At 71.2% G+C, this 26,009-nt stretch carries 19 protein-coding genes and 1 riboswitch; of the genes, 8 read left to right on the forward strand and 11 right to left on the reverse strand.

The features are described from left to right. The 4 genes from D9R02_RS04325 to D9R02_RS04340 all read left to right on the forward strand — a co-directional run. Positions 1 to 751 (forward strand): type ISP restriction/modification enzyme (locus D9R02_RS04325; protein WP_310793804.1); only part of this gene is annotated, 751 nt, incomplete at its 5' end. Positions 752 to 857: 106 nt separating this feature from the next. Continuing rightward, complete coding sequence (locus tag D9R02_RS04330; protein WP_121566408.1) at positions 858 to 1,970, forward strand: hypothetical protein; 1,113 nt, start codon at positions 858 to 860, stop codon at positions 1,968 to 1,970. Between the two features lie 9 nt (positions 1,971 to 1,979). After that, entirely contained in the window at positions 1,980 to 2,840 is an 861-nt protein-coding gene (locus tag D9R02_RS04335) for a metal-dependent transcriptional regulator (protein WP_102613587.1), read from the forward strand. Between the two features lie 246 nt (positions 2,841 to 3,086). Further along, entirely contained in the window at positions 3,087 to 4,622 is a 1,536-nt protein-coding gene (locus D9R02_RS04340) for an LTA synthase family protein (protein ID WP_121566409.1), read from the forward strand. Positions 4,623 to 4,782: 160 nt separating this feature from the next. Here D9R02_RS04340 and D9R02_RS04345 read toward each other — a convergent pair whose 3' ends face one another. The 8 genes from D9R02_RS04345 to D9R02_RS04380 form a co-directional block, all read right to left on the reverse strand. Continuing rightward, the gene (locus D9R02_RS04345) at positions 4,783 to 5,898 is read right to left on the reverse strand and encodes a lipid II:glycine glycyltransferase FemX (RefSeq protein WP_121566410.1); all 1,116 of its coding nucleotides are present in this window, start codon (positions 5,896 to 5,898) and stop codon (positions 4,783 to 4,785) included. Between the two features lie 220 nt (positions 5,899 to 6,118). After that, positions 6,119 to 6,436 carry a YrhK family protein gene (locus tag D9R02_RS04350; protein WP_082019261.1) on the reverse strand — a complete coding sequence of 106 codons (318 nt, stop codon included), beginning with the start codon at positions 6,434 to 6,436 and terminating at the stop codon, positions 6,119 to 6,121. Between the two features lie 165 nt (positions 6,437 to 6,601). Continuing rightward, positions 6,602 to 6,964 (reverse strand): hypothetical protein, encoded by a 363-nt coding sequence (locus D9R02_RS04355; protein WP_039101022.1) that lies wholly within the window; start codon positions 6,962 to 6,964, stop codon positions 6,602 to 6,604. Between the two features lie 11 nt (positions 6,965 to 6,975). Then, a riboswitch (SAM riboswitch) is annotated at positions 6,976 to 7,091 on the reverse strand. Between the two features lie 148 nt (positions 7,092 to 7,239). Continuing rightward, positions 7,240 to 8,874, reverse strand: a complete 1,635-nt coding sequence (pgm, locus tag D9R02_RS04360; RefSeq protein WP_121566411.1) for a phosphoglucomutase (alpha-D-glucose-1,6-bisphosphate-dependent) — start codon at positions 8,872 to 8,874, stop codon at positions 7,240 to 7,242. A 274-nt stretch (positions 8,875 to 9,148) separates the two neighbouring features. Next, a complete protein-coding gene (locus D9R02_RS04365) occupies positions 9,149 to 10,741 on the reverse strand; it encodes an amidase (RefSeq protein WP_121566412.1) in 1,593 nt (530 codons plus the stop codon). A 35-nt stretch (positions 10,742 to 10,776) separates the two neighbouring features. Next, positions 10,777 to 12,246, reverse strand: coding sequence for an amino acid permease (locus tag D9R02_RS04370; RefSeq protein WP_019310573.1), 1,470 nt, complete (start codon positions 12,244 to 12,246; stop codon positions 10,777 to 10,779). Between the two features lie 305 nt (positions 12,247 to 12,551). Beyond that, the gene (gene gabT / locus D9R02_RS04375; RefSeq protein WP_121566413.1) at positions 12,552 to 13,895 is read right to left on the reverse strand and encodes a 4-aminobutyrate--2-oxoglutarate transaminase; all 1,344 of its coding nucleotides are present in this window, start codon (positions 13,893 to 13,895) and stop codon (positions 12,552 to 12,554) included. Positions 13,896 to 13,985: 90 nt separating this feature from the next. Next, the gene (locus D9R02_RS04380; RefSeq protein ID WP_039101026.1) at positions 13,986 to 15,461 is read right to left on the reverse strand and encodes an NAD-dependent succinate-semialdehyde dehydrogenase; all 1,476 of its coding nucleotides are present in this window, start codon (positions 15,459 to 15,461) and stop codon (positions 13,986 to 13,988) included. 366 nt (positions 15,462 to 15,827) lie between these two features. Here D9R02_RS04380 and D9R02_RS04385 point away from each other — a divergent pair, with 366 nt between their 5' ends. Then, positions 15,828 to 17,207 carry an NAD-dependent succinate-semialdehyde dehydrogenase gene (locus D9R02_RS04385; RefSeq protein WP_039101028.1) on the forward strand — a complete coding sequence of 460 codons (1,380 nt, stop codon included), beginning with the start codon at positions 15,828 to 15,830 and terminating at the stop codon, positions 17,205 to 17,207. Between the two features lie 198 nt (positions 17,208 to 17,405). Here the strand turns inward: D9R02_RS04385 and D9R02_RS04390 are convergent, their stop codons facing one another. The 3 genes from D9R02_RS04390 to D9R02_RS04400 form a co-directional block, all read right to left on the reverse strand. Continuing rightward, positions 17,406 to 19,034: an amidohydrolase gene (locus D9R02_RS04390; protein WP_121566414.1), complete on the reverse strand. Its 1,629-nt coding sequence runs from the start codon at positions 19,032 to 19,034 to the stop codon at positions 17,406 to 17,408. Positions 19,035 to 19,154: 120 nt separating this feature from the next. Then, positions 19,155 to 20,801 carry a thiamine pyrophosphate-binding protein gene (locus D9R02_RS04395; RefSeq protein WP_121566415.1) on the reverse strand — a complete coding sequence of 549 codons (1,647 nt, stop codon included), beginning with the start codon at positions 20,799 to 20,801 and terminating at the stop codon, positions 19,155 to 19,157. A gap of 78 nt (positions 20,802 to 20,879) precedes the next feature. Continuing rightward, on the reverse strand, positions 20,880 to 22,613 hold the full coding sequence (locus D9R02_RS04400; protein ID WP_121566416.1) for an amidohydrolase: 1,734 nt from the start codon (positions 22,611 to 22,613) through the stop codon (positions 20,880 to 20,882). A gap of 377 nt (positions 22,614 to 22,990) precedes the next feature. On the opposite strand from D9R02_RS04400, the gene D9R02_RS04405 reads away from it, so the two are divergent. The 3 genes from D9R02_RS04405 (at position 22,991) to pheA (ending at position 26,008) form a co-directional block, all read left to right on the forward strand. After that, positions 22,991 to 24,490 (forward strand): amino acid permease, encoded by a 1,500-nt coding sequence (locus tag D9R02_RS04405; protein ID WP_121566417.1) that lies wholly within the window; start codon positions 22,991 to 22,993, stop codon positions 24,488 to 24,490. A gap of 184 nt (positions 24,491 to 24,674) precedes the next feature. Next, a complete protein-coding gene (locus tag D9R02_RS04410; RefSeq protein ID WP_019310565.1) occupies positions 24,675 to 25,010 on the forward strand; it encodes a rhodanese-like domain-containing protein in 336 nt (111 codons plus the stop codon). Further along, positions 25,007 to 26,008 carry a prephenate dehydratase gene (pheA, locus tag D9R02_RS04415; protein ID WP_019310564.1) on the forward strand — a complete coding sequence of 334 codons (1,002 nt, stop codon included), beginning with the start codon at positions 25,007 to 25,009 and terminating at the stop codon, positions 26,006 to 26,008. The genes D9R02_RS04410 and pheA overlap by 4 nt, the downstream gene beginning before the upstream one ends. Position 26,009 lies beyond the last annotated feature (1 nt).

Below are 26,009 nucleotides of genomic sequence, written 5' to 3' on the forward strand. Positions count from 1 at the left end.
GGCGGGCCGGTTCTTCCCCCGCTACCCCTACGACCCCCGGGGCCCCCCCGCCGAGAACGAGAATCCCACGGAACTGGACCTGGGGCTGGGCGGGGGCGAGAGCGGCGTCGTCGTGGGTGGGTACCGGCGGATCGACAACGTGACGGACGAGACCCTGGCGCGCTACACGGAGGCGTTCGGGGAGGGCGTGAGCAAGGACGAGATCTTCGCGAGCGTGTACGCGCAGCTGCACGACCCGGCCTACCGCCAGAAGTACGCGGCGGACCTCAAGCGGCAGCTTCCGCGCATCCCGCTGCCCGGCTCCGCCGAGAACTTCCGCGCGTACGCGCGGGCGGGGCGCGAGCTCATGGACCTCCACATCGGCTACGAGACCGTGGAGCCGTACCCGCTGACCGAGTCCCACAGCACGGGCGACGAGTCCGACCCCGCGTTCTACCAGGTCACGAAGATGCGCTGGGGCGGCACGGGCAGGGCCAAGGACCGTTCGGTGATCGTGTACAACGGCAACATCACGCTCAGCGGCATCCCGGAGGCGGCGCACGAGTACATGCTGGGCTCGCGCTCGGGGTTGGAGTGGCTACTGGACCGGTACCGGGTGAAGACGGACAAGGCGTCGGGGATCGTGAACGACCCCAACGACTGGGCGCTGGAGCACGAGAACCCCCGCTACATCGTGGACCTCGTCAAGCGCGTGACCACGGTGAGCGTGCGGACCATGGAGATTGTGAAGGGGCTGCCGGGGACCGTGTGAGGTGGGCCGGCCGAGGGCGGTGCCGCGGGCGCCGCCCCGCCCGGGAAAGGCGCCGCCTGTCGCGCCGTTGCTGGCCCCCCGGCGGCTCGTCCGCGAGGATGAACCCATGCCCAGCCACGTGCACCGCCCCGGACCCCAGGTTGAGACTCTCCGCGCCACCCTGCGCCGCATGGGCCTGCCCCTCGTGCTGGAACCGCGAGCACGACTGCAGGGACTGCTGGCCCGCAGTGCCCCCGCGCTGCTGGGGGTCCTGACTCTCCTGCTGGGGGACACCATCGCGGATGCCGCCGTGCGCGGGCTCACCCCCGCGCAGCTGGAGAACCCCTCCGAGGACGTCATGGTGGCCCTCGGCACGGGCACCCTGGTGATGTTCTGCTTCCCCGTGGTGTGGTGGCTCGCGAGCCTGGTGCTGCGGTGGTGCCCTCCGGTGGTGCGGACCGTGTGGGGTGTCCTGGCGGTGGTGGGCCTGATGCTGCTGCCCTGGCTGGGCCCGGTGGGTGGCGGGTCCGGGTTCGCGGAGACGCTCGTGCTCCTGGCGGTGGTGCTGCTCGGCTCCTACCTGGGTGTGGGCACCGTGACCACGTGGGCGTTCCGCCGGGCGGCGCGGGAGCTCAACCACCTGGGGTCCATGGTGGGCCGGGTGCTGCCCATCCTGATGCTCGCGCTGCTGTTCTCCTTCTTCAACGCGGAGATCTGGCAGGTGGTGGCGCAGCTGTCCATGAGGCGAACGTGGGCAATTGTGGGGGTCATGGCGGCCCTGGGGATCGCGCTGGCCACGCTCAACGCCCGGGACGAGATCTCCCAGATCATCCGCACGTACGACGACCGTTCCGGGGCCCGGGACCTGCGGTTCTCCGAACGCGTCAACATCACCGCAATGTGCGTGCTCATCAGCCTCATCCAGGTGACCCTGCTGGGCGTGGTGGTGTTCGTGTTCTACGTGGTCTTCGGGGTGCTCTCGGTGTCTCCGGTGACGGCCACGCAGTGGATCGGCAGTCCGCCGGAGTCCCTCGGCGGCGTGTTCGCGTCCCTGCCCTTCACCAAGCCCCTCGTGCAGGTCTGCCTGGTGCTGGCCGCGTTCAGCGCCCTGAACTTCATCGTGAGCATTGGCACGGACGCCACCTACCGCACCACGTTCCTGGAACCCGCGCTGGACGAGGTCCGCACGGGCCTGCAGGTGCGGGACGAGTACACCGCGCTGAGCGCCACGGGCCGCTAGCCTGAACCCGTGCACCCCGCAGAGCTGAGCCCGTCCACCCAGGACTACCTGAAGACCATCTGGCGGCTGGGCGAGTGGGAGCCGGAGCGGGTGACCACCACCTCGTTGGCCGCGCGCATGGGCCTGGCGGCCTCCACCGTCTCGGAGGCGCTGAAGAAGCTCACCGCGCAGGGCCTGGTGACCCGGCCCGCGTACGGGGTCGTGGAGCTCACCGAGCAGGGGCGTGACGTGGCCGTGCACATGGTGCGCCGCCACCGGATCCTGGAGATGTTCCTGGCCACCGAGCTGGGCTACGCGTGGGACGAGATCCACGACGAGGCCGAAGTGCTTGAGCACGCCGTCACCGACCGTTTCATCGACCGGGTGGACGCCAAGCTCGGCCACCCGTCCGAGGATCCGCACGGGGACGCGATCCCCTCACGGGACGGGGTGGTCACCCCCGCCCCGGCCGTTCCGCTCGCGGACGTGACCCACCCGGAGCCCGTGCGGGTCACGCGCGTCTCGGACGAGAGTCCCGAGACCCTGCGGGTGCTCGCGGAGGCGGGGATCCGGCCGGGCGCGGTGCTGCGGGTGCTTCCGGGTCCGGCCCGCAGCGCCACGGTGAGGGTGCGCGTGGCCGCAGGGGGAACGACGCCGGAGGCTCACCTTCCCGGGGGCGGTTCGCGCGACTCGCGGGATGCGGATTTGCCGGGGGACAGCTGCTCCGCCGCGCCGGACACTCGCGTTCCGGGGGGCGGCTCGTCCGCCGCTCGGCACACGCGGAGACCGACCGGCACCGCGGGAACGGACGCAGCCGGTGGCGAGGCTGTGGACCTCGGCATCCTCGTGGCGGAGGCCGTCTGGGTGCAGGCGCTCACCCACGCGAGCTGACCGGAACGGACGCTCCCCGGGCCGGCCGCGGACAGCATCAGCCTCGCGCTGGACCGACCGACGGCCGCCCCGGGCAGCGGGTCCCCTGCCGTGTCCGGCGCCGTCGCGGGCTCACAAGGTGAACAGCAGGTGACCGGAACATGTCCTACCCTTGAAGAAACACGAACGCGAACGCGGCGGCACACCATGCCCGGGCCGCGGCGGTGCAGGTTGGCACCGGATGATCCAGGAACACGAGGTCCAGACATGTCCGAGGGTTTTCTGCGCGTGGGCAGGCGAGTGGGCCGCTGGACGGGCCGCGGGCTCTGCTACGGCCTGATCTGGCTGGGACTGACTCTGCTCGCGGCGGGCGGGATCATCCGGCACTACTGGGGCCAGATCTCGGTGGGGCAGATGCGCATGAACCTGATGTCCGTGCAGACGGACGGTGGCGGCGGGTCCGTGGTGTGGATCTCCGTGCTGGTCATCGGGGTCCTTCCCGTCCTGGTCACCGTGGGCATCGCCCTCGCGCGTCGGGCATGGCTGCGCAGAGCACGACGCGAGCACGGCACCCGACCGCCCCGCGGCGTCGTGCGCTCCGCCTCCGCCGTGACCGTGGCGGCGGTGTTCGTGGCCGGGAGCACGAGCTTCGCGTCCGCGGTGGACCTGCCCCAGTACGTCAAGGCCGTGAAGTCCCCTCACGACATCGGCTCCACGTACGTCCAGCCCACCATCACGAGTGACGCGGACAAGCACAACCTGGTGGTCATCTACCTGGAGTCCGGGGAGGCCACGCTCGCGGACGACCAGCTGTTCGAGAAGAACGCCTTCGCCCCGCTCGAGGACGTCACCCGGCCCGAAGACGGGTGGCGCAGCGTCGAGGACTTCCAGCAGTACGAGGGCGGTGGCTGGACCATGGCCGGGATCGCCTCCACGCAGTGCGGGATCCCGCTCAAGGAGTCGGGTGACGCAGGCTCCGCCGACATCGGCGCCGGGCAGGAGCAGTACCTGGGCGGCGTGACCTGCCTGGGGGACGTGCTGCAGAACCACGGGTACACCAACACGTTCCTGGGCGGGGCCAACTCCTCCTTCGCGGGCAAGGACACGTTCCTGCGAAGCCACGGCTACACCGAGGACAAGGGTCTGGAGGACTGGCGCGCGGCGGGCGAGCCCGCGGAGAACTTCCGCAGCGACTGGGGCCTGAGCGACGAGCGGCTCATGGCCCACGCCAAGGACGAGGTGGACCGTCTGCACGCCGAGTCCGAGCGCACAGGCCAGCCGTTCAACCTGTCCATGCTGACCCTGGACACCCACGAACCCGTCCACGTCTACAACTCGTGCGACGTGGACACCCAGAACCAGGTGACCTCCGTGTTCGCGTGCTCCATGACCCAGGTGGCCGGGTTCGTGGAGCACATGAAGGCCCAGGGCTACCTGGAGGACACGTCCGTGGTGATCATGGGCGACCACCTCAAGCACATGAGCGCGGGGGACGCCTTCCACGAGCAGCTGGACCACCACCCCAACCGCACCGTGTTCAACCGCGTGTGGATCCCGGGCGAGACCGCCGGGCAGCCCCTGCGGGCCGGCGCGGACCAGCTGTCCATGTACCCCACCCTCCTGGAGGCGGCGGGCCTCTCGGTGCACGACGGCGCCGCGGGCCTCGGCACGTCCGTCCGGCAGCAGGAGCCTCCCCAGGGCTCGGCGCAGGCGATGGACCCGGAGGAGTACCAGCAGCTGCTGGACTCGCGCTCCGCGGACTTCTACTCCCGGGCGTGGGACCCCGAGAACCCGGTGGGATGACCCCCTGACCTCTCCGGAGGGGCGCCCGGCAGCGGACCCGGCTCGCGGGCCGCACAGCGCCGCGCAGAGCCGCACAGCGCCGCCAGGACGCGAGGCCCCGGGGCGGACCCCGTGGTGCGCGCCGCGTGGTCCGAGGCGCGGAGCGGCACTGCTCGCGGGGCTACGCCCCGCTGGGTGTCCCCTCCGCCGCATGTATCCCGCCGGCCAGCCCGGCGCGGATGCGGCCGGTCGTCTCCCGGGCGCGCGTGCGCGCAGAACCCACCTCGTCCCTCGCGCGGCGCGCGGCGCGGTAGGCCGTGTAGCGGGGGCTGCTCACGGGAACGTCCCACGTGCCGCCCAGGGCCACGTCCGCACCGCCGAAGGAGCGTTTGAACGCGCTGAACCCGGTCCACGGGTGGGTGGGATCGCTCAACGGGGCAATCCCGAAGAGGTCGCCGACCGCGAGACCCTGCTCGGCGGCGTCGAGCAGCGCCTGGGCGATGAGCGGCTGGTTGGGGCGCAGCTTGCGCACGCTCGCGTCCATGCCGGAGTGTGCGAAGATCCGGGTGGTGGGGGAGTCGTAGGTCAGCAGCGCGCTGACCACGGTGCCGTCCACGGAGCTCGTGTAGGCCGTGGAGTTACCCGTGGCGCCCAGGCTGCGGGCGGCGGTGCGGAGGTAGTCCTCGCTGTGGGCCGTGACCCCCTTGCGCCCGGCGGTGCGGTGCTGCAGCTCGATCACCGCCTCGGCGGCGTCCGGGCGGGAGTCCGAGGCCAGGGTGATGCCCTTGTCCCGGTGGCGCCGCCACAGGTTGCGGTTGGTGCCCGTCATGGCGGCCAGGATCTGCTCCGGCTCGCGGGTGAGATCCACCCAGCGCGTGTACGCGGGCTGGATGTCCCGCGGGGACGGCCGCGCTCCGAGCCGGCGCAGACCCGCGGCGATCGCCGGTGCCGTGGCGTTCTGCCGCTGCACGACTGCCGCGAAGGCCGTGCCCACCGGGGACGGCATCTGCGGCTCCACCCGCAACCACGCCACGGAGTGATCATGCGCGGCGTACCGCAGCTCGCGCAGCGCCTCCGGCAGAAGCTCGGGGTGCGCCAGGACCGGGCCGTACGGGGTGTACCAGACCACCCCGGCCCGGGAGCGCTCCTCGACGACGAGGGCGTGCCACCCGGCCCCGTCAAGAGTGTGAGTGCGTCGCGAGAGACCAGCCTGGAAGTGCTGCCAGGGCTCGGCCTGCAGCACGCTGGACGGGCCGAGAAGTGTGCGGGGGTCCGGTTGGGCGTGGGTGTGCCTCATGCGGGTTGCTCATCCTTGAGTGTCTGCCCCCGCTGCGAGGGATCGTCCTGGGGTCGCGGGGGTCGATCCTCATTAGATAGCCAACCTCACCCACCCGCAACATCACCCGTGCGGCGTGTTCCCATGTGACGACGGCGTGTCCAGCGGCAGCAGCCGGTGGAACGTGCCTACGCCTGCGCCCCGCAGGACGTTCGGGTCACGGGACGGTCCGCGCGGCGGGTCAGAAGTCGTGCGAGTCCTCCGGTGCTGATTCCGGGGCGATGCGCTGCAGGTGCACCCGCCGGGTGATCCGGATGCTGGGTCGGACCAGCATGAGTGCGCTGCCCAGCACGAACAGCCACGTCCCGGCGTAGACGGTGGCGTCCTGGAAGAAGAGGATCGAACCCACCAGGAAGATCAGGCCGATCAGGATGTCGTTGACGATCGACAGGGTCTCGTACCGGCCACGGATGACCAGCTCGCGGTGCCCCACACGGACCTCGATCGGCTTGGCGGCCCGGGACAGGGAGTCGGAGGTGGCGCTGGCGGAGGGAGTCACTGCTCGGTTCCTTTCACGAAGGCGCAGACCGGGCGGGTCGGCGGGAACGGCCGGTGGGTCACGCCTGCGGCGCGCACCACCGGCCGACCAGCCTACGGGAGGAGCCGGCGGCTCAGCACGCGGCGTGCTCGCCGCCGGTGTCCTCCCCTTCCCATGCCCAAGGCATCACTGCCCGTCGACCACCGCGGGGTGCAGCAGGGCGAGCCTGCCCTGTGAAGTCGGCACGGTGGCGAGTGACGTCCCAGGATCGAACGACGCCGCGGCCCCGCTGTGCTGCAGCGTGTGGAACCGCTCCAGCAGCGCGGGGTCGTGGCACCACCAGGTCCGGGTGCTGCCGTCCGGGAACGTGGCCTGCACCGTGTTCCCGTGCGGGGCGCCCAGGTCCACCCGGACCCACCGGTCCTGGTTCCCGGAAGCCAGGCGGGCCTGGATGTAGTGCGCGTTGTGCCCCGGGTGGTAGCTCCGGCAGGCGGGGTGTCCCTCCGCGTGGACGCACGGGTGTTCGGGAGTGGGAGCAGAGTTGCTCATAATGGTGACCTTTCGCAGACTTCCGCGCGGCGGGTGCCGGGCGGCGGATCTTCCTCCGGGGGCACCGGGTGCGAACAACCGGTTGCCAGCCGACCAGCCGGAGGGCTGATGGTCGGGCTTCTTGATCCGGGAACATCACAGCACAGCGCTCCGACACGCACAAGCGTCTGCGCCGTTCGGTCACGACGAGGGGCCGCCGAGCGGCACGGGAGAACCCCGTACCGCTCGGCGGCCCCTGCGCAGCAGGCCGGTGCGGGAGCCCCGCACCACGGCCCTCAGCCGATGACCGAGTCCACCAGAGCCTTGGCCTCCTGCTGCACCTGCTTCAGGTGCTCCTCGCCCTTGAAGGACTCCGCGTAGATCTTGTAGACGTCCTCCGTGCCGGAGGGGCGGGCCGCGAACCACGCGTTCTCCGTGGTGACCTTGAGCCCGCCGATCGCCGCACCGTTGCCGGGGGCCTCCGTGAGCTTGGCGGTGATGGGCTCACCGGCCAGGGTGTCCGCGGTGACCTGCTCCGCGGAGAGCTTCGTCAGCGCCGCCTTCTGCTCGCGGTTCGCCGGGGCGTCGATGCGCTGGTAGACGGGGTCCCCGAACTGCTCCGTGAGCTCGCGGTAGCGCTGGGAGGGGGTTGTGCCGGTGGTGGCGGTCATCTCCGCGGCGAGCAGCGCCAGGATGATGCCGTCCTTGTCCGTGGTCCACACGGAGCCGTCCCTGCGCAGGAACGAGGCACCGGCGGACTCCTCCCCGCCGAAGCCGATGGAGCCGTCCAGCAGGCCCGGCACGAACCACTTGAAGCCCACGGGCACCTCGTCCAGGCGGCGACCCAGGGACTGCGCCACGCGGTCGATGATCGAGGAGGACACCAGGGTCTTGCCCACCCCGGCGTCACCGCGCCAGCCGTCGCGCGTGCGGTAGAGGTAGTCGATGGCCACCGCGAGGTAGTGGTTGGGGTTCATGAGCCCAGCATCCGGGGTCACGATGCCGTGGCGGTCGCTGTCCGCGTCGTTGCCCGTGGCGATGTCGTACTTGTCCCGGGCCCCGATCAGAGAGGCCATGGCCGAGGGGGAGGAGCAGTCCATGCGGATCTTCTCGTCCCAGTCCAGGGTCATGAACGCCCACTGCGGATCCACGGTGGGGTTCACGACCTCCAGGTTCAGCCCGAAGCGCTCGCCGATCTCCTGCCAGTACGCCACCGAGGCCGAGCCCATGGGGTCCGCGCCGATGCGCACCCCCGCGGCCTTGATGGCGTCCAGGTCGATGATCTCCGGCAACGTGGAGACGTAGCTGTCCAGGAAGTCGAACGTGCCGGTGGTCTCCGCGGCCTTCGCCTCCTCCAGGGGCACGCGCCGCACGCCCTCCAGGCCCGCCTCGATCAGCTCGTTGGCGCGGTCCGCGATCCACCCGGTGGCGTCCGTGTCCGCGGGGCCGCCGTGCGGGGGGTTGTACTTGAAACCGCCGTCCGTGGGCGGGTTGTGGGACGGGGTGATCACGATCCCGTCCGCGCGGTCCTCGGGCCCGGACGCGTTGTACGTGAGGATCGCGAGGGACAGCGCCGGGGTGGGCGTGAAACCGTCCCGGGAGTCCAGCAGGGTGCGCACACCGTTGGCGGCGAGCACCTGCAGCGCGGTGTCCTGCGCGGGCCCGGACAACGCGTGGGTGTCCTTGCCCATGAACAGCGGGCCGGTGATGCCCTGCCCGGCGCGGTACTCCACGATCGCCTGCGTGATCGCAGCGATGTGGTCCTCGTTGAACGAGGTCTTCAGCGAGGAACCGCGGTGCCCGGAGGTTCCGAACACCACCCGCTGGTCCGGGTTCCCGGCATCCGGCGTGCGGTCGAAGTACGCCGCCACGAGGTCGTCGATGTCCACGAGGTCACTGGGTTGGGCAACGGTGCCCGCACGGTTGGTCATGCCACCAACCTAGTCCCGAAAGCGCGCCCCGTCAGGCCGTGCGCCGCTCGGTTTCGGGCCCCGCCCCCGCCCCGGCGGACGACGACGCCGCGCGGCCACCTCCCGCGCCGAACCGCCGTTGCCCGCGGGGAGACGGCGCGGCGTGGACGCCACGAGCCCTTACACAGACCGGGCCGCGTCGTCGGTGTGACCGCGGAGCCCAGGACCGGTGGGCCGTCAGCAGCCCAGTGGGCGGGCGCCGGACCGGGCTGCCGCCCTCCGTGGGCAGGTGCGCTCAGGCGACGAGGTGCGCGTGCGGCGTCGTGGGCGGGTTCAGCTGGGCGGCCAGCGCGAGCAGCTGCGCCTCACCGGACGCGCGCCCCACGAGCTGGACGCCCATGGGCACCGGACCCGGGTATCCGCCGGTCTCGGGGATGCGCCACGTGGTGGGCACCGTGATCGCGGGCAGCCCGATCACGTTCACCACCGATGTCCACGGCGTGTACTGGCACTGGCGCCTGTAGTCCTGGTCCGCGCCCGCCGGATCCGCGATGTCGAAGCCCTCGTGGAACCACCCCACCGGCCGTGGCGGCATGGCCAGGGCCGGCGTGAGGATCATGTCGAACCGGGAGAACTGGCGGATGAGGTCCGCCTCGATGCCGCGCAGCACGGCGAAGGCGTCCGCGAGCTCCACCGCGGTGCGGGACAGGGCACGCTCGCGGAACGAGCGGGCCAGCCCGGTGAGCAGGTGCTCGGCGCCGTCGAGCGGCAGCTGGCCCATGGCAGTGGTCCACAGCCGCGAGAAGGCTTCGGGGTAGGCGGGGTCGTAGTGGATGTCAGCATCCTCCACGGTGTGGCCCAGCGCCTCGAGCGCGCGGATCCCCTCGTCCAGCGCGGCCCGCGCCTCCGGGGAGACCATGATCTCGTACGTGCCGTCGAACGGAGAGGCCGTGCTCACCCCGATGCGCAGGGAGCGGTCTCCCCAGGGGGCGTCCCCCGCCAGGGTGCGCGCCACGACCTGCGAGAACGAGGGTTCCGGGACGGCCACCACGGGCCGGTCGATCCGCTCGTGGCCCGGCGTGTGGCACAGCACGTCCAGGAGCAGGGCGGCGTCCGCGGCGGTGCGGGTGATGGGTCCGTTGACCCCCAGCTGCCCGACGTTGGACAGCGCATCGCTGCTGGGGACCCGACCCCGGTTCGGTTTTAGCCCGATGAGCCCGCATGCCGCAGCGGGGATCCGCACGGAACCGCCGCCGTCCGAGCCGATGGCCGCGGGGAGGATGCCAGCGGCCACAGCGGCGGCCTGGCCACCGGAGGAGCCGCCCGCCGAGCAGTCCAGGGCAAAGGGGTTGCGCGCTGGAGGGTATGCCCGGTTCTCGGAGTAGCAGTTGAGCAGGAACTCGGGCACCTGGGTCTTGCCGAGCAGCACGGCTCCGCTGTCCTGCAGGGTGGCGGCGAGCTCGTCCGAGCGTTCCGCCCGCGGGATGCTTCCGTCCTCCCCGCGCGCGGTCAGCGAGCCCCACGAGGTGGGCATCCCGGCGACGTCGTGCCCGTCCTTCAGGGACAGGGGGACGCCGCGCAGGACGGCCGCCTCCGCGTGGCCCCGGGATGGGACCGCGGAGGTGCGTGTTTCGCCGTGCCGGGTGGTTCCGCCGGACTGCTCGGATGCCGGTGCCCGAGGGGCTTCGAGGAGGCCCCCGCAGCGCAGCCGCTGGTCCGCATCGCGCGCCGAGGTCAGGGCGGCCTCCCGCTCAACGCGTACGAACGCCCCCAGGTGCTCGTTCAGCGCATCGATGCGATCCAGTGCCGCGGAGGTCAGGGCTTCACTCGTGGTCTCGCCGTGGCGCAGGGCGGCCACGGTCTCGGTCAGGGTGGGGAAGTGCGCCACGGGATCCTCTCGGGCGGTCGGTGGGCGGTGGCGGATCAGGCCGTGGGCGTCGCGGCGGGAGCCGCGGTGTCGGCTGCCCGGCGGCGTCGCAGGTTGCGGCGCACGAGCGGCCAGAACACGGCGAGCACGGCGACGGCCACGAGGCTCGTCCACACCTGGGTGCGGCTTGCATCGTCCGAGACCAGCATGACCACCACGATCCCCGCGACGGCCACGATCACCAGGATGCCGAGCCACGGGTGCAGCCACATCTTGAGCTTCAGGTTCGCGCGCTCCTCGGGGCTCATCTGAGAGCGCAGCTTCATCTGGGTGATCGCCACGAACACGTACACGAACAGGGCCACGAGACCCGCCGAGTTCATGATGAAGTCGAAGATCCCGGACTCCGGGGCCAGGAAGTTCACGAACACCGCCGCGTAGCCGCCCAGGGTGGAGGCGAGCACGGCCACCACGGGGACGCCGTTCTTGGACTTCCGTGCCACGATGCGCGGAGCCAGGCCCTCGCCCGCGAGAGCGGAGAACATGCGCGCTGCGGAATACAGTCCGGAGTTCAGCACGGAGCACACCGCCGTGAAGATGACGATGCTCATGATCATCTCCGCGCCGGGGACGCCGAAGAGGTCGAAGACGTACACGAACGGTGCCTGCTCGTCAGGATCCGGCAACTGGTTCCACGGGACGATGGTCACGATCAGCAGGATGGATCCCACGAAGAAGATCAGGATGCGCCACACCACGGTCACGGTGGCCTGGCGGATGCCCCTGGCGGGGTCCTCGGACTCCGCGGCCGCCATCACGGCGATCTCCGTGCCGAAGTAGGAGAAGATCACCACGGCCACGCCCGAAATCACGGCCCAGCCACCCTGCGGTGCGAAGCCGCCGTGCTGCCACAGGTTGGGGATCGAGAAGTCCGCGCCCGGCCAGAGCCCGAACGCGAAGAGGGTGCCCACCACCAGGAACGCGACGATCACCGCCACCTTGACGCTCGCGAGCCAGAACTCGACCTCCCCGAACGAGCGCACGGAGATCAGGTTGGTACCCGTGAAGATCAGCAGCAGGATCACGGACCCCAGCCACACGGGCATGGCCGGGAACCACCCCGCGAGCAGCGACCCGCCCACCACGGCCTCGAACGCGATCACACCCACCCAGAAGTACCAGTAGAGCCAGCCCACGAAGTACCCGGCCCAGTCGCCCAGGCCCACGCGCGCGTACTCCATGAACGAGCCCACGGCGGGGCGCGACGCCGCCATCTCCCCGAGCATCCGCATGGCCAGGAACACGAGCAGCCCGCCCAGCAGGTAGGAGAGCACCGCGGCCGGGCCCACCATGCGGATCACGTTGCCGGAGCCCACGAACAGGCTGGCTCCGATGATCCCGCCCAGCGTGATCATGGTGACGTGGCGCGAGCGCAGCGCCTTGTGTGTGATCTCGGGGGAGTCCCCGCCCGCGGCGGCAGAGCTGCCGGCCGGTGCTGGTCCCTGTGGTGCCTTGCCGGTGCTCATGGCTGGTCCTCTCGACTGCTGGAAACGGGGCCCGCAGAACGGCCGGGTCTGGGTGCGGATAGGTGAGTTCTACCACACGAGAGGCGCGGGCGGCGTCGTCGTACGCCGTGCGGCGCACGGGTGGATCTGCACCGTTGCCGCAGGTCCGGGCCGGCCCCCGTGGAACGGTGCCGGACCGGGCGCGGTGCCGCAGCAGGTCCGGGCCGCGCGGCGTCGTCGTGCCGTGCAGGCGAGCGGCACGCGAACGGGCGGCCACCGGAGAACCGGTGGCCGCCCGCGGTGCACGAGGCGTCAGATCAGCAGGATCAGGCGCCGGCCTCCTGGATGGCTGCGGCGAACACGCCGAGGGCGTCGCGCAGCAGGTCCATGTCGATGACCAGCGGCGGGAGCAGGCGCACGATGTTGCCGTACGTGCCGCACGTGAGGATCGCGACGCCCTGCTCGAGGCAGCGCGCGGCGATCTGCTTGGCGGCGTCCGGGTTGGGCTCCGTGGTGCCGGGCTTCACGAACTCGAGCGCGATCATCGCCCCGCGGCCGCGGAGGTCTCCCACCACGGGGGAGGACTCCGCCACGGAGCCGAGCTCCTCGCGGATGACCTTCTCGATCTCCCGCGCGCGCTCCACGAGACCCCACTCCTCGATGGTCTCCAGCGCGCCGAGGGCCGCGGCGCACGCCACGGGGTTGCCACCGTATGTTCCACCCAGGCCGCCGGGGTGCACGGCGTCCATGATCTCGGCGCGGCCCACCACGCCGGACAGCGGCATGCCGCCCGCGATGCCCTTGGCAAAGGTCACCAGGTCCGGCTCCACACCCTCGTGCTCGGACGCGAACCACGCGCCGGTGCGGGCAATGCCGGCCTGGACCTCGTCCGCGACGAACACGGCGCCGTTCTCACGGCACCACGAGGACAGTGCGGGCAGGAAGCCCTCGGCGGGGACGATGAAGCCGCCCTCGCCCTGGATGGGCTCGATGACCACGGCGGCCACGTTCTCCGCGCCCACCTGCTTCTCCACCATGGTGAGCGCGCGCTTCGCGGCGTCGGCGCCCGTCATGCCCTCGGGGTCGCGGAACGGGTAGGACATGGGCACGCGGTAGACCTCGTTGGCGAACGGTCCGAAGCCCTGCTTGTACGGCATCACCTTGGCGGTCATGGCCATGGTGAGGTTGGTGCGCCCGTGGTAGGCGTGGTCGAACACGACGACCGCCTGCCGCTTGGTGTGCACGCGCGCGATCTTCACGGCGTTCTCCACGGCCTCGGAGCCCGACGTGAACAGCGCGGTGCGCTTGTCGAAGGACCCGGGGGTCAGCTGCGCCATCTTCTCGCCCACGGCCACGTAGTCCTCGTACGGGGTGACCATGAAGCACGTGTGGGTGAACTTGGCCACCGCGTCCTGGACGCGCGCCACCACCTTGGGGGCGGAGGCACCCACGGACGTCACAGCGATGCCGGAGCCCAGGTCCACCATCTGGTTGCCGTCCACGTCCTTGATCACGCCGCCGTCCAGCTCGTCCGCGAAGACGGGCAGGGAGGAGGCGACGCCGGCGGCAACGGTCTGTGCGCGGCGCTCGGCGAGCGCCTGGGACTTGGGCCCGGGAATGCTGGTCACCAGCTCGCGCTTCTGCGGGAGCCGGTACTCGATCTCTGCCATCTCTGATGGTCCTTTCGTGCTGTGCGCGGCGCGTCGCTGCGCCGCGGGATGCGGTGCGGGCGGCTCGGGCCCGCGGTGTCAGGTGCGGGATCAGGCCCAGGGGGAGGGCATGCCCATGTACTGCACGGTGGTGTACTCGGCGATGCCCTCGGCGCCGCCCTCGCGGCCCACGCCGGACTCCTTCACGCCGCCGAACGGCGCGGCCGCGTTGGAGATCACGCCCACGTTCAGGCCCAGCAGGCCGTACTCGATGCGCTCGCCGATGCGCAGCGCACGGGAGATGTCCTCGGTGAACACGTAGGAGGCCAGGCCGTACTCGGTCGTGTTGGCCAGGCGCACGGCGTCGTCCTCGTCCGTGAAGGTGATCACGGGCGCCACGGGACCGAAGATCTCCTCCTGGAACACGCGGCAGTCCTCGGTCACACCGGTGAGCAGGGTGGGCTCGAAGAAGTAGCCGGGCCCGTCCACGGGCTTGCCGCCCACGACGGCGCTCGCGCCCTTCTCGATCGCGTCCTGGACGAACTCGGTGACGGAGTCCAGGGCCTTCTTCTCGATCATGGGGCCCACTGTGGAGTCCTCGTCCAGGCCGTTGCCGGGCTTGAGCGCCTTGAGCTTGGCCGCGAACTTCTGCGAGAACTCCTCGGCCACGGACTCGTGCACCAGGAAGCGGTTGGCGGCGGTGCAGGCCTCGCCCATGTTGCGCATCTTCGCGGCCATGGCGCCCTCCACGGCCTTGTCCAGGTCCGCGTCCTCGAACACGATGAACGGGCCGTTGCCGCCCAGCTCCATGGAGGTGCGCAGCACGTGGTCCGTGGCGGTCTTCATGAGCTGCTTGCCCACCGGGGTGGAGCCCGTGAAGGACACCTTGCGCAGGCGCGGGTCCGCCATGATCGGGTCCGAGACGTTGGACGCGGATTTGGAGGACACCACGTTCAGCACACCCGCGGGGATCCCCGCCTCGATCATGAGCTTGGCGAAGAACTGCGAGGTCAGAGGGGTCAGGCGCGCGGGCTTGAGGATCATGGTGCAGCCCGCGGCCACCGCGGGGGCCACCTTGCGGGTGGCCATGGCCAGCGGGAAGTTCCACGGGGTGATCAGCAGGCACGGGCCCACGGGCTTGTGGGACACGAACATCTTGAGGTTGCCCTCGGGCGTGGACGCGTAGCGGCCGTAGTGGCGCACCGCCTCCTCGGAGAACCAGCGCAGGAACTCGCCGCCGTAGACCACCTCGCCCTGGGCCTCCTTCAGCGGCTTGCCCATCTCCAGGGTCATCAGCAGCGCGAGGTCCTCCTTGTGCTCCTGGACCAGGTCGAAGGCGCGGCGCAGGATCTCGGAGCGCTCGCGGGTGCTCGTGCGGGCCCAGGACTCCTGGGCGTTCGCGGCGGCGTCCATGGCCGCGCGCGAGTCCTCCTCGGTGGCGGAGGCGAGCGTGGCCAGGATCTCCCCGGTTGCGGGGTTCTCGACGTCGAACGTGCCGCCGTCCGACGCATCGCGCCACTCGCCGTTGATCAGCAGACCTTTGGGCGTGGCCTCGAGGACGGCGGAAACCTTGTCGTGGATGCTCATCTGATTCCTTTCACGCGCTCGGGTGCGCTGCGGACTCTGGGTTCTGGGGACAGGGCTGTCTGCGATCATCGTATGCCCGGGCGCAAGGGGCTCCGGGCTCGAACCGTCCATTGTCCAGGGGGTCGACGCCCGCGCGCCGATTGTTCCGGTTCGTGACGCCCGTCATGCTCGTCTTGGTCTTGGTCTTGGTCTTGGTCTTGGTCTTGGTCCTGGTCCTGGTCCTGGTCCCGCGTGCCTCTCGCCCGTGACCCCGCACGACGCCGCACGGTGCGGTCCGTGACCGGCGCGCCGCGGCGTCGTCGTCCTCGACTCTCGCCCTCGGTGAACCCCCTGCCATCGCGGTGTGACGCGCCATACGCTGGGGCCATGGCTTACGCAACCACCAACCCCGCGACCGGGGAGACCGTCAAGACCTTCGAGACCGCCACGGACGAGCAGATCCGCGATGCCGTGGCCCGTTCCGCCAAGGAGTACACCTCCTGGCGCACCGTCCCGGCGGCGGAGCGCGCGCGGCTGATGCACACCATGGCCGGGCTGTACCGCGACCGCGAGGACGAGCTCGCCGCCCTGATCACCGAGGAGATGGGCAAGCCGCTCGCGCAGTCCGTGGAGGAGGTCCGGCTCGTGGCGGACATCTACGACTACTACGCGGACAACGCGGAGGAGTTCATGAAGGGCCGCACCCTGACGCCCTCCACCGGCGGCGAGGCCCGCGTGGTGCTCGACTCCACGGGCGTGGTGCTGGGGATCATGCCGTGGAACTTCCCCTACTACCAGGTGGCCCGCCTGGCCGCTCCCAACGTGATGCTCGGCAACACCGTGCTGCTCAAGCACGCGGGCAATGTGCCCCAGGCCGCGCTGGTGCAGGAGGAGCTCTTCCGCGACGCAGGCTTCCCGGAGGACGTCTACATCAACATCTTCGCGTCCAACGAGCAGATCGCGGACATCGTGATCCCGGACCCGGCTGTGCAGGGCGTGTCCCTCACGGGCTCGGAGCGCGCGGGCTCGGCCGTGGCCGCCACCGCGGGCAAGAACCTCAAGAAGGTCGTTCTGGAGCTGGGCGGCTCGGACCCCTTCATCGTGCTGGACGCCGAGAACGTGGAGCGCACCGTCAAGCAGGGTGTCTTCGGACGCATGCTCAACAACGGCCAGGCGTGCACCAACTCCAAGCGGTTCATCGTGCTGGAAGAGGCGTACGACGCGTTCGTGGAGAACTTCGCGCAGGCCGTGCAGGGCGTGACCCCCGGGGACCCCATGGACCAGAAGACCTTCCTGGGCCCGCTGTGCGCCGTGGAGGCGCGTGACGAGATCATGGAGCAGGTCCAGGACGCCGTGGACAAGGGCGCCACCGTGCTCGCTGGCGGCAAGAAGCTGGACAAGCCCGGTGCCTGGATGGAGGCCACCGTGCTCGCGGACGTCACCCCCGAGATGCGCGCTTACGCCGAGGAGATCTTCGGCCCCGTGGCCGTGGTCTACAAGGTCAAGGACGCGGACGAGGCCGTGGAGCTCGCCAACTCCTCGCCGTTCGGTCTGGGCGGTTCCGTGTTCGGCGCGGACGAGGAAGCCGCGCTGGAGGTCGCGCAGCGCGTGGACTCCGGGATGGTCTACGTCAACGAGGTCACCGGCACCGCCCCGGACCTGCCCTTCGGCGGCGTCAAGCGCTCCGGCGTGGGCCGTGAACTCGGCCCGTTCGGCATCGAGGAGTTCGCCAACAAGAAGCTGATCCACACTCCCAAGAAGAAGTAGTCAGTAGGGCCACCCCGTGACCGCCGCCCCCGCGCCTGCACAGGTGCGGGGGTGGCGTCGTACCCGGGGGCGGTGACGGCGCCGGGCCCGGTGGGTGGGCCGCGGCCCCGGAGCCCGGGCCAGGCGTCCCGCGGGCCGCTGCGGGCGGCGTCGTACCCGGGGACGCCGACGCCGCACGGCACCGGCCGCGCGCGGGAGTCAGTCCTCGCGCTGGTAGCGGATCTGGGAGCCCACCACTGTGGCCTCCACCACGGTGTCCCGCACGGCCTCCGCGTCCACCGCGAAGATGTCCCGGTCCACGCACACGAAGTCCGCGAGCATCCCGGGGGCCAGGCACCCCTTCTGGTTCTCCTCGTAGGAGGCGCGGGCCACGGAGTGGGTGTAGTGGGACACGGCCTCCGGGCGGGAGATGATCTCGTGCGGTTGCCACCCGCCCTCGGGGGAGCCGTCCCGGGTGCGCGTGATGGCCGCGTGGATGCCGTGGAACGGGTTGGGGTCCTCCACCGGGGCGTCGGAGCCGAAAACCAGCTCCGCGCCCGCCCGCCGCAGGCTGTTCCACCCGTAGGCCACGAGGTCCCGGTCCTCCAGGAACCCGTTGAGGGGGATGTCCGTGGTGCAGTGCATCGGCTGCAGGGAGGCGGTGACCTCCAGCTCCCGGAACCTGGGGACGTCGCTGCGCTTGACGTACTGCGCGTGCTCGATCCGGTGGCGCAGCCCGAAGGCCCGGGAAATGGCCTGGTTCGCCTCGATCGCGTCCAGCGCCTCCGTGGCCGCCTGGTCCCCGATGGCGTGCACGGCGGCGGCGATCCCCGCCGAGGCCGCCCGGTGGATCCAGTGCTCCAGCTCCTCGGGCTCCATCACGGCCATCCCGCGGTCCTGCGTGCCGGGCCACGCCTCGGACATGTGGCACGTGTGGGAGCCCAGGGCGCCGTCCGCGAAGAGCTTGAGCGGGCCCATGGAGATCCACTCGTCCCCGGAGTGGGTGCGGATCCCGCGCCGGATGAAGTCCTCGATCTGCTCCTGCCGCAGGATCTTGTGCACCCGGATGTCCAGCTCACCGCGGTCGTGGAGCTTGCGGTAGGCGTGCAGGCAGTCCACGCCGTCGATGTCGTGGATGGAGGTGATGCCGCGCTGGAGCAGCTCACGCTGGCCCAGGGGCAGGTAGCTGTCGATGCTCCCGGAGACGTCCGACTGCATCAGGCCGTCCCGGATGGGGATCGCGGCGGCCTCCTTGAGCACCCCGGTGAGCTCACCGTGCTCGTCCCGCTCGAACTCCCCGCCGTCCGGGTCCTTCACGGTGCGGTCCAGCCCCAGCTCGGTCAGCGCACGCGAGTTCAGCCAGAGGGTGTGCAGGTCCAGGGAGCTCAGCGCCACGGGAACGTCCGGGGCCACCGAGTCCAGCACGTGGCGGTCCGGACGCTCGGGGCCCGTCCACGCGTTGATGTTCCACTGCCCGCCGAAGATCCACGTGATGGACGGGTCCGTCCTGGCCTGCTCCACGTAGGGCCGCAGCACCGCCAGGGCCTCCTCCAGATTCACGCAGCCGCGCATGTCCGGCTCGATGAGGGAGCGCGAGTACATGGCCGAGTGGATGTGCCCGTCGCCCATGCCCGGCAGGACATACGTTCCGCCCAGGTCCGTGCGCTCGGTCCCCAGCGGAGCCATGTCACGCAGTGCGCGGTACTCGCCCACCGCCACGATCCGGTCCTCCGAGGTGAGGATCGCATCGGGGTGCGGCATGTCGTGGGAGTGCCACTGGCCCTGTGGGGTCCAGCCCGTGGCCGGGTTCATGGCGTGGACGGTGGCGTTGTGGAACAGGCGGTGCATGGGACTCCTCGTGGTGCGCCGGGGCGACGGCGGCGCGGGGGCCTCCGATCGTCAGGCACCACCCTACGACGACGCCGCGCCGGACCCGAGGGGCGCGGTGCGTCGCCGTTGCGGGGACAGCTACATGCCGGGCAGCAGCTTCGCGGGGTCCGCGACCACGTGCACCACGGCCGGGATCCGGTCCTCGGTGACGGCCCGCACGGCGTCGGCAACGACCCCCTCGATGTCCTCGTTGCGCTCCAGGCGCGCACCGAAGGCCCCGTAGCCGCGGGCCACGGTGGCGAAGTCGGGGTTCTCCAGCTGGGTGCCGGACACGCGGCCGGGGTAGTGGTTCTCCTGGTGCGCGCGGATGGTGCCGAACTGGCCGTTGTCCAGCACGATGATGAGAGGGTGCGCGCCGAACTGCCGGGCGGTCGCGAGCTCCTGCGAGTTCATGAGGAACTCGCCGTCGCCGGCCACCGCGAACACGAAACGCTCGGGCTGCTCCAGGGACACGGAGACCGCGCCGGGCACGGAGTAGCCCATGGTGCCGTTGCGCACCGACAGCTGCGAAGGGTAGGCCCCGGTGGGAACGTACATGTTCGCCCACGCGGTGTGGTTGCCAGAGCCGTAGACCACCGCCGCGTCCTCGGGCAGGTGGGGGATCAGCGCCTTCATCACCAGGGTCATGTCCGCGGTGCCGGGCGCGTTGTCCCCCGCGGAGACCGGGATCTCGTAGCGGGCGCGGCGGGCGGCCACGGGCTTCTCGAGCCACTGCGACCAGTCCGGGTGCGCACCCAGCTGGAGACCCTCCAGGGCTCGGCCGAACGCCACAGGGGAGGCCAGGATCTGGCGGGTCACGGCACCGGAGTGCTGGCGCAGGGAGGTGTCGATGTTGACGATCCAGTTCACGGCCGAGCGGTCCTGGCGCACGGTGAACCCGTCCGTGGGGATGTCCGAGAGCGTCCCGCCGACCACGAGCAGCACGTCCGCGTGCTCCAGGGTCTCGATCGTCTCCCGGCTGCGGCCGTAGCCGGTCTCGCCCGCGTTCACGGGGGAGGTGCCCGGGACCCGGTCCGCCGCCCGCCAGTCGGAGACCACGGGGATGCCGTGGCGCTCGGCGAAGTCCGTGACCTGCCGCGCGGCCTCCGGGCTCCAGCGGGGTCCGCCCACGAGGATCGCGGGGCGTTCCGCTCGCTCCAGTGCCTCCCGCAGCTCGGCCAGCTCGTCGGCACCCACGGCACCCTCGGCCACGGGGACGGGAGGAACCACGGGCGCTTCCGTGAGCTGGGTGATGACGTCCTCGGGCAGGCCCACCACCACGGGGCCGGGCCGCCCGGAGCTTGCGGCGAAGAACGCCTCGGCCACGTACTCGGACGCACGGTCCGCCTCGTCCAGGACCATCACGCGCTTGGCCTGGGAGCCGAACCACTGGTGCGGGTCGAACTCCTGGAACGCCTCCTTCTCCCGGTGGGCCACCGGGACGAGCCCTACGAAGAGCACCAGGGGAGTGGAGTCCTGCCATGCCAGGTGGATGCCCACGAACGCGTTGGAGGCCCCCGGACCGCGGGTCACCATGGCCACACCGGGGCGACCGGTCAGCTTGCCGTGCGCCTCCGCCATGTAGGTGACCCCGCCCTCCTGGCGGCACACCACGTTCTGCACCCCGGAGTCGTAGAGCCCGTCCAGGACGTCCAGGAAGCTCTCCCCGGGCACGCTGAACACGCGGTCCACGCCGTGGGCCTTGAGGGACTCGACGATGAGGTGGCCGGCGGACTGCTGGGGCATGGGGTTCTCCTGACTCCGGGTCGAGTGTGGCCCGAATCACCGTTCTGGGGCTTGTCCGGCGATCCTACCGCCGGGGCGTCACACGGAGCCGTGCACCACCTCGCCGCCCACCACCGTGGCGGTCACCCGCAGGTCACGGATGGTCGCGGGGTCCACCGTGTGGATGTCGTCGGAGAGGACCGCGAAGTCCGCGAGCATCCCCGGCACCAGCCGCCCCTTCTCGTGCTCCTGGTGGGAGGCGTACGCGCTGCCCACGGTGTACGCGTGCACCGCCTCGGCCACCGTGACGCGCTCCTCCGGCACGAACGGTGCGCCGGAGGACGTGGACCGGTTGACCATGTCGTGGATGTTGGCCAGCGGCGGGTAGTCCACCACGGGGGCGTCCGTGGAGGCGGGAACCACCATGCCGGCGTCCAGCAGGGATCTCATGCGGTAGCAGAACCGGGTGCGCGGTTCGCCCATGGCCCGGGCGATGCCGTCCCCGAGCTCGTTCACGAACCGGCCCTGGGGCACGGGAACCACGCCGAGCCGGGCCGCCCGGGCCACCTGCTCGTCGCTGGCCACACCGAAGTGCTCGATGCGGTGGCGGCAGTCCTCGCGGGGGAACCGCCGTTGCGCCGCCTCGAGGACGTCCAGGACCACGTCCACCGCCCCGTCCCCGATGGCGTGCACGGCGAGCTGCCAGCCGTTCGCGTGCGCCGCGGTCAGTCGCTCCTCGAGCCACTCCCGTGGGAACTGCAGGTACCCGGCGTTGGAGACGCCGGCCTCCGCGTCCGCCGCGTAGTCCTCGGTCATGAACGCGGAGCGGCCGATGAGCGAACCGTCCGCGAGCACCTTGACCGCGCCGATGCGCAGCCGGTCGTCCCCCAGCCCCGTCCGCAGCCCCAGGTCCAGGCCGAAGGGCCGGTCCGCGTGGTCCCCGTCCGCACCGGCCGCGCCCGCGCCGGAAGGGGACCCAGCGGCGTCGTCACCCCGGGCGTCTGCGGCGTCCGGCGCGTCCTGTGCGCCCACCGGGTGCAGCGTGGTGAGGTACGGCATGACGGTGGCGCGCACGCCCAGCCGCCCCTGCTCCCGCGCGAGCTGGTATGCCGCGAGGTCCGTGACGGACTGCCCCAGGTGCTCGGGGGCGCCCAGCCCGGGTTCCGTGACGGACGTGATCCCGGCGGCCAGGGCGACGTCGCTCGCGGCCCCGATCTGCTCGGCCACCTGTGCGGTGGTCTTGGGCGGCATGGCCCCGGAGACCAGGCCGCGCGCCGTCTCCTCAAGCAGCCCCAGCGCGGCGCCGTGCTCGTCGAGCGGCACGCTGCCGCCCTCGGGGACGGTGAACCCGGTGCGTCCGGGGTACCCGGCGGCCTCGAACGCGGCGGTGTTGACCACGGCCATGTGCCGGGAGTTGTGCCACAGCCACACGGGGTTCTCCGGCGCCACGGCGTCCAGCGCCTCGGCGGTGGGGTGGGAGCCGCCCAGGTGGTTCTGGTCGTAGCCCTGCCCCAGGACCCACTCGCCCGGCGCGGCATCCCGCGCGGCGGCGGCCACGGCGTCGAGCAGCTGGGCCAGGGTCGGGACGGTCGTCGGGCGCAGGTCCACCTGCACGAGGGTCTCGCCCAGCATGGTGAGGTGGCAGTGGGCGTCGTGGAAGCCGGGGACCACGGTGGCGCCGCGCAGGTCCACCGTGCGGTCGAAGAGCTCCGGTGCGAGGTCGTCGTCCAGGCTCACCACCCGGCCGTGGTGGACCCCCAGGGCACGGGCCACGGGTCGCTCCGGGTCCTGGGTGCGGATGGTGCTATTCGTGAAGATGACGTCGAGGGCCATGGGTGCCGTCCTGCTTCCGGTCGGTTCGGGCCGCACGGGCCCGCTGCGTGCCGCGCGGGCCGGTCCACGACTCGCGGGTAGAAGCCCATCGTCTCGCGCGCCGTCGCCCGTGTCACGCCTCGCGCCGTGCGCGGCGACGGGCCCTGCGGCGTGCGCGACGACACGCCGCGGGGACCGTGGACGCAGGCGCCGCGGAACGCGGTCCGTCCCGCGGCGCGGACGCTGCCCGGGTCCCGTCACGACGCCGCAGTGTCACCCCGGGCGCACTGTGTGCCGCTAACCTCGTGGACAACGAAGTGTGCTTCCGGTGCGAGTGCCGGACGCCGGGCGCATCACGAGCGCCACGGACGCACACCCCCTCCCACCCAGGAGAACTCATGCCCTTCGACCCCAAGGCGCCGGCCACCGGCCCCATGCCCGTCTACAAGGAGAGGGGCGACCAGGGGTACAAGAAGTCCCTGGGCAACTTCCAGATCCAGATGATCGGCATCGGCGGTGCGATCGGAGTGGGCCTGTTCCTGGGCATCGGCGAGCGCCTGGCCACTGCTGGACCTGCCCTGGTCCTGTCCTACCTGGTGGTCTCCACCGTGGTGTACCTGCTCATGAGGGCGCTCGGGGAGCTCGTGATCCACCGCCCCACCACGGGTGCGTGGGTCTCCTACGCGCGCGAGTTCGTGGGCAACCGGTTCGCGTTCATGACCGGGTGGATCTACGTGGCGCTCTCCGCGGTGGCCGGCGTGGGGGAGATCGCGGCGCTCGCCGTGTACGTGCAGTTCTGGTGGCCCGAGATCCCGGGCTGGATCCCCTCCCTGGTGGCGGCCATGACCATCGTGGGCTGCAACCTGCTGAGCGTGAAGCTCTACGGGTTCATCGAGACCTGGGCCGCGGCCATCAAGGTGCTCGCCATCCTGCTGTTCCTGGGCGCGGGCATCATCCTGGTGGTGGCCGGCGACATCTTCAACGCCCCCACCGCGGCGTCCGTGTCCAACCTGTGGAACCAGGGCTTCGCACCCAACGGGGCGCTGCAGCTCGTGGTGGTGATGACCGGCGTGGTGTTCTCCTTCTCGGCCATCGAGATCGTGGGCGTCTCCGCGGGCGAGGCCAAGGACCCCGAGGAGTCGATGCCCAAGGCCATCAACTCCGTGGTGCTGCGCATCGCCATCTTCTACATCGGCTCCATCCTGGTGCTGTCCATGCTGCTGCCCACCTCCGAGTACTCGGGTGAGCAGTCGCCGTTCGTCACCGCGCTGTCCTCGCTCAACATCCCGGCGCTCGCGGGCATCATGAACTTCGTGGTGCTCACGGCGGCGATCTCCGGTGTGAACGCCACGCTCTACGCGTGCGTGCGGCTGCTGCGGAACCTCGCGGCCCACGGCCAGGCCCCGGAGGTGATGTCCAAGGTCTCCCACCGCGGCGTCCCCTCCGGAGCCCTGCTGTGCATCTTCGTCTTCGACCTGTTCGGGATCGTGCTCATCTACGCGCTGGGTGCCGCGGACGCGTTCGAAGTGGTGCTGAGCGCGTGCTCCGTGTTCGTGCTCTTCGGGTGGATCTCGATCTTCGTGTCCCACCTGGGCTACCGCCGCCAGGTGGACCGCGGCCAGGTGGCGCCGGTGCACTTCAGGATGCCCGGCGCACCGGTGACCAACTACGTGTGCCTCACGTTCCTGGTGGTGCTCTCCCTCTACATCATGTTCGACTTCAGCAACCCGCACTGGTACTACAGCCTGCTGGCCGGTGTGCTGATCATCGTGGCCACCACCGTGGGCTACGAGTTCTCCAAGCGCCACGTGGCCAAGAAGGGCCTGCCCGAGCTCAAGACCACCGGTGAGGACGACGACCACGTGGCCGCCGAGCCCGGCGAGAACGAGGTGCGCTGAGCGGCGTCGTCCCCGGCGGTCGGCGCGGCGCACCAGGGGCGGCGGCGCACGGCACCCGGGCGTTCGGACGAGAGTGCCGCGCCGGGTCCGGCTCGCGCTGAACCGTGGCGCGGAACGTGATCGCGCTCATGGGCACTATGGTGGGGCACCGGAAGAAACGGCCGGGCCCACTACGGAGGAACCCATGGACAACGTGAACAACCTGCCGTCCGCAACCGTGGACGAGATCCCGGCGGGCGCTCCCGTGCTGGACGTGCGCGAGCAGAACGAGTGGGACGCGGGGCACATCGAGGGCGCGCAGCATCTGCCGCTGTCCGAGCTTGCGGAGCGCTCCGAGGAGGTCCCGCTGGACCAGGACGTCTACGTGATCTGCCGTTCCGGCGGCCGCTCGCTGCGCGCCACCGCGTACCTCGCGCAGTACGGCTACGACCCCGTGAACGTGCTGGGCGGCATGGGTGCGTGGGCGGACGCCGGCAAGCCCATCGTGTCCGAGACCGGGGAAGCGGCGCGCGTTCTGTGAACGCCGCTGTCTCCGGTGTGGCCCCGGGTCCGGTGGACCCGGGGCCACGCGCCCGTCGGTACGCGTTCCTGGGCCCGGCGGGCACGTTCACCGAGGCCGCCCTGATGCAGGTCCCGGGCGCCGACGCCGCCGAGCGGACTCCCATGAACTCGGTGCCCGCCGCGCTGGCCGCCGTTCGTGAGGAACGCGTGGACGCCGCCGTGGTGCCCATCGAGAACTCGGTGGAGGGCGGGGTGACCGCCACGCTGGACGACGTCTCCTTCGGTGCCGAGCTGCGGATCCTGCGGGAGATCGTGGTCCCCATCCGGTTCTCGCTCGTGGCGCCGCCGGGCACCGAGCTGGCGGACGTCCGCACCGTGTCCACCCACACGGTGGCGTGGGCGCAGATCCGCCGCTGGGTGGAGGAAAACATGCCGAATGTGGCATACGTTCCGGCGCCCTCCACTGCGGCGTCCGCCGTGGCCATGCTGGACGGCGCGGGCGGTGTGAGCACCGAGGGCCTCGGCTACGACGCCGCCGTGTGCTCACCCGTGGTCGTCACGGCCCACCCGGAGCTGCACGTGCTGGCCGAGGACATCGGGGACAACAAGCAGGCCGTGACCCGCTTCGTGCTCGTGGCCCGCCCGGACGCCCGGATGCCCGCCCCCACCGGAGCGGACAAGACCTCCCTGGTGGTGCCGCTGTGGCAGGACCGCCCCGGAGCGTTGCTCGACATCCTCGAGCAGTTCGCCACCCGCGGGGTCAACCTCACGCGCATCGAGTCCCGCCCCGCCAAGACCCACCTGGGCGACTACTTCTTCTCCGTGGACATCGACGGGCACATCCAGGACGACCGGGTGGCCGACGCCCTCATGGGCGTCCGCCGGATCTGTCCCCGCACCCGGTTCCTCGGGTCGTACCCCCGGGCTGACCAGCTCGTGGTCCCCGTGGCCTCGCACCACAGCGACGCCGCATTCGTCCAGGCCCGTTCGTGGGTCGACAACCTGAAAGGACAGTGAC

It is taken from the genome of Kocuria rhizophila, assembly GCF_003667225.1.
GTDB lineage: Bacteria > Actinomycetota > Actinomycetes > Actinomycetales > Micrococcaceae > Kocuria > Kocuria rhizophila.

What these genes read in the sequence shown, in the direction of transcription:
- D9R02_RS04330 (WP_121566408.1), top strand. Translation starts at nt 858, where the DNA reads ATGCCCAGCCACGTGCACCGCCCCGGACCCCAGGTTGAGACTCTCCGC.
- D9R02_RS04340 (WP_121566409.1), top strand. Translation starts at nt 3,087, where the DNA reads ATGTCCGAGGGTTTTCTGCGCGTGGGCAGGCGAGTGGGCCGCTGGACG.
- D9R02_RS04345 (WP_121566410.1), bottom strand. Translation starts at nt 5,898, where the DNA reads ATGAGGCACACCCACGCCCAACCGGACCCCCGCACACTTCTCGGCCCG.
- D9R02_RS04355 (WP_039101022.1), bottom strand. Translation starts at nt 6,964, where the DNA reads ATGAGCAACTCTGCTCCCACTCCCGAACACCCGTGCGTCCACGCGGAG.
- pgm (WP_121566411.1), bottom strand. Translation starts at nt 8,874, where the DNA reads ATGACCAACCGTGCGGGCACCGTTGCCCAACCCAGTGACCTCGTGGAC.
- D9R02_RS04370 (WP_019310573.1), bottom strand. Translation starts at nt 12,246, where the DNA reads ATGAGCACCGGCAAGGCACCACAGGGACCAGCACCGGCCGGCAGCTCT.
- gabT (WP_121566413.1), bottom strand. Translation starts at nt 13,895, where the DNA reads ATGGCAGAGATCGAGTACCGGCTCCCGCAGAAGCGCGAGCTGGTGACC.
- D9R02_RS04380 (WP_039101026.1), bottom strand. Translation starts at nt 15,461, where the DNA reads ATGAGCATCCACGACAAGGTTTCCGCCGTCCTCGAGGCCACGCCCAAA.
- D9R02_RS04385 (WP_039101028.1), top strand. Translation starts at nt 15,828, where the DNA reads ATGGCTTACGCAACCACCAACCCCGCGACCGGGGAGACCGTCAAGACC.
- D9R02_RS04390 (WP_121566414.1), bottom strand. Translation starts at nt 19,034, where the DNA reads ATGCACCGCCTGTTCCACAACGCCACCGTCCACGCCATGAACCCGGCC.
- D9R02_RS04395 (WP_121566415.1), bottom strand. Translation starts at nt 20,801, where the DNA reads ATGCCCCAGCAGTCCGCCGGCCACCTCATCGTCGAGTCCCTCAAGGCC.
- D9R02_RS04400 (WP_121566416.1), bottom strand. Translation starts at nt 22,613, where the DNA reads ATGGCCCTCGACGTCATCTTCACGAATAGCACCATCCGCACCCAGGAC.
- D9R02_RS04405 (WP_121566417.1), top strand. Translation starts at nt 22,991, where the DNA reads ATGCCCTTCGACCCCAAGGCGCCGGCCACCGGCCCCATGCCCGTCTAC.
- D9R02_RS04410 (WP_019310565.1), top strand. Translation starts at nt 24,675, where the DNA reads ATGGACAACGTGAACAACCTGCCGTCCGCAACCGTGGACGAGATCCCG.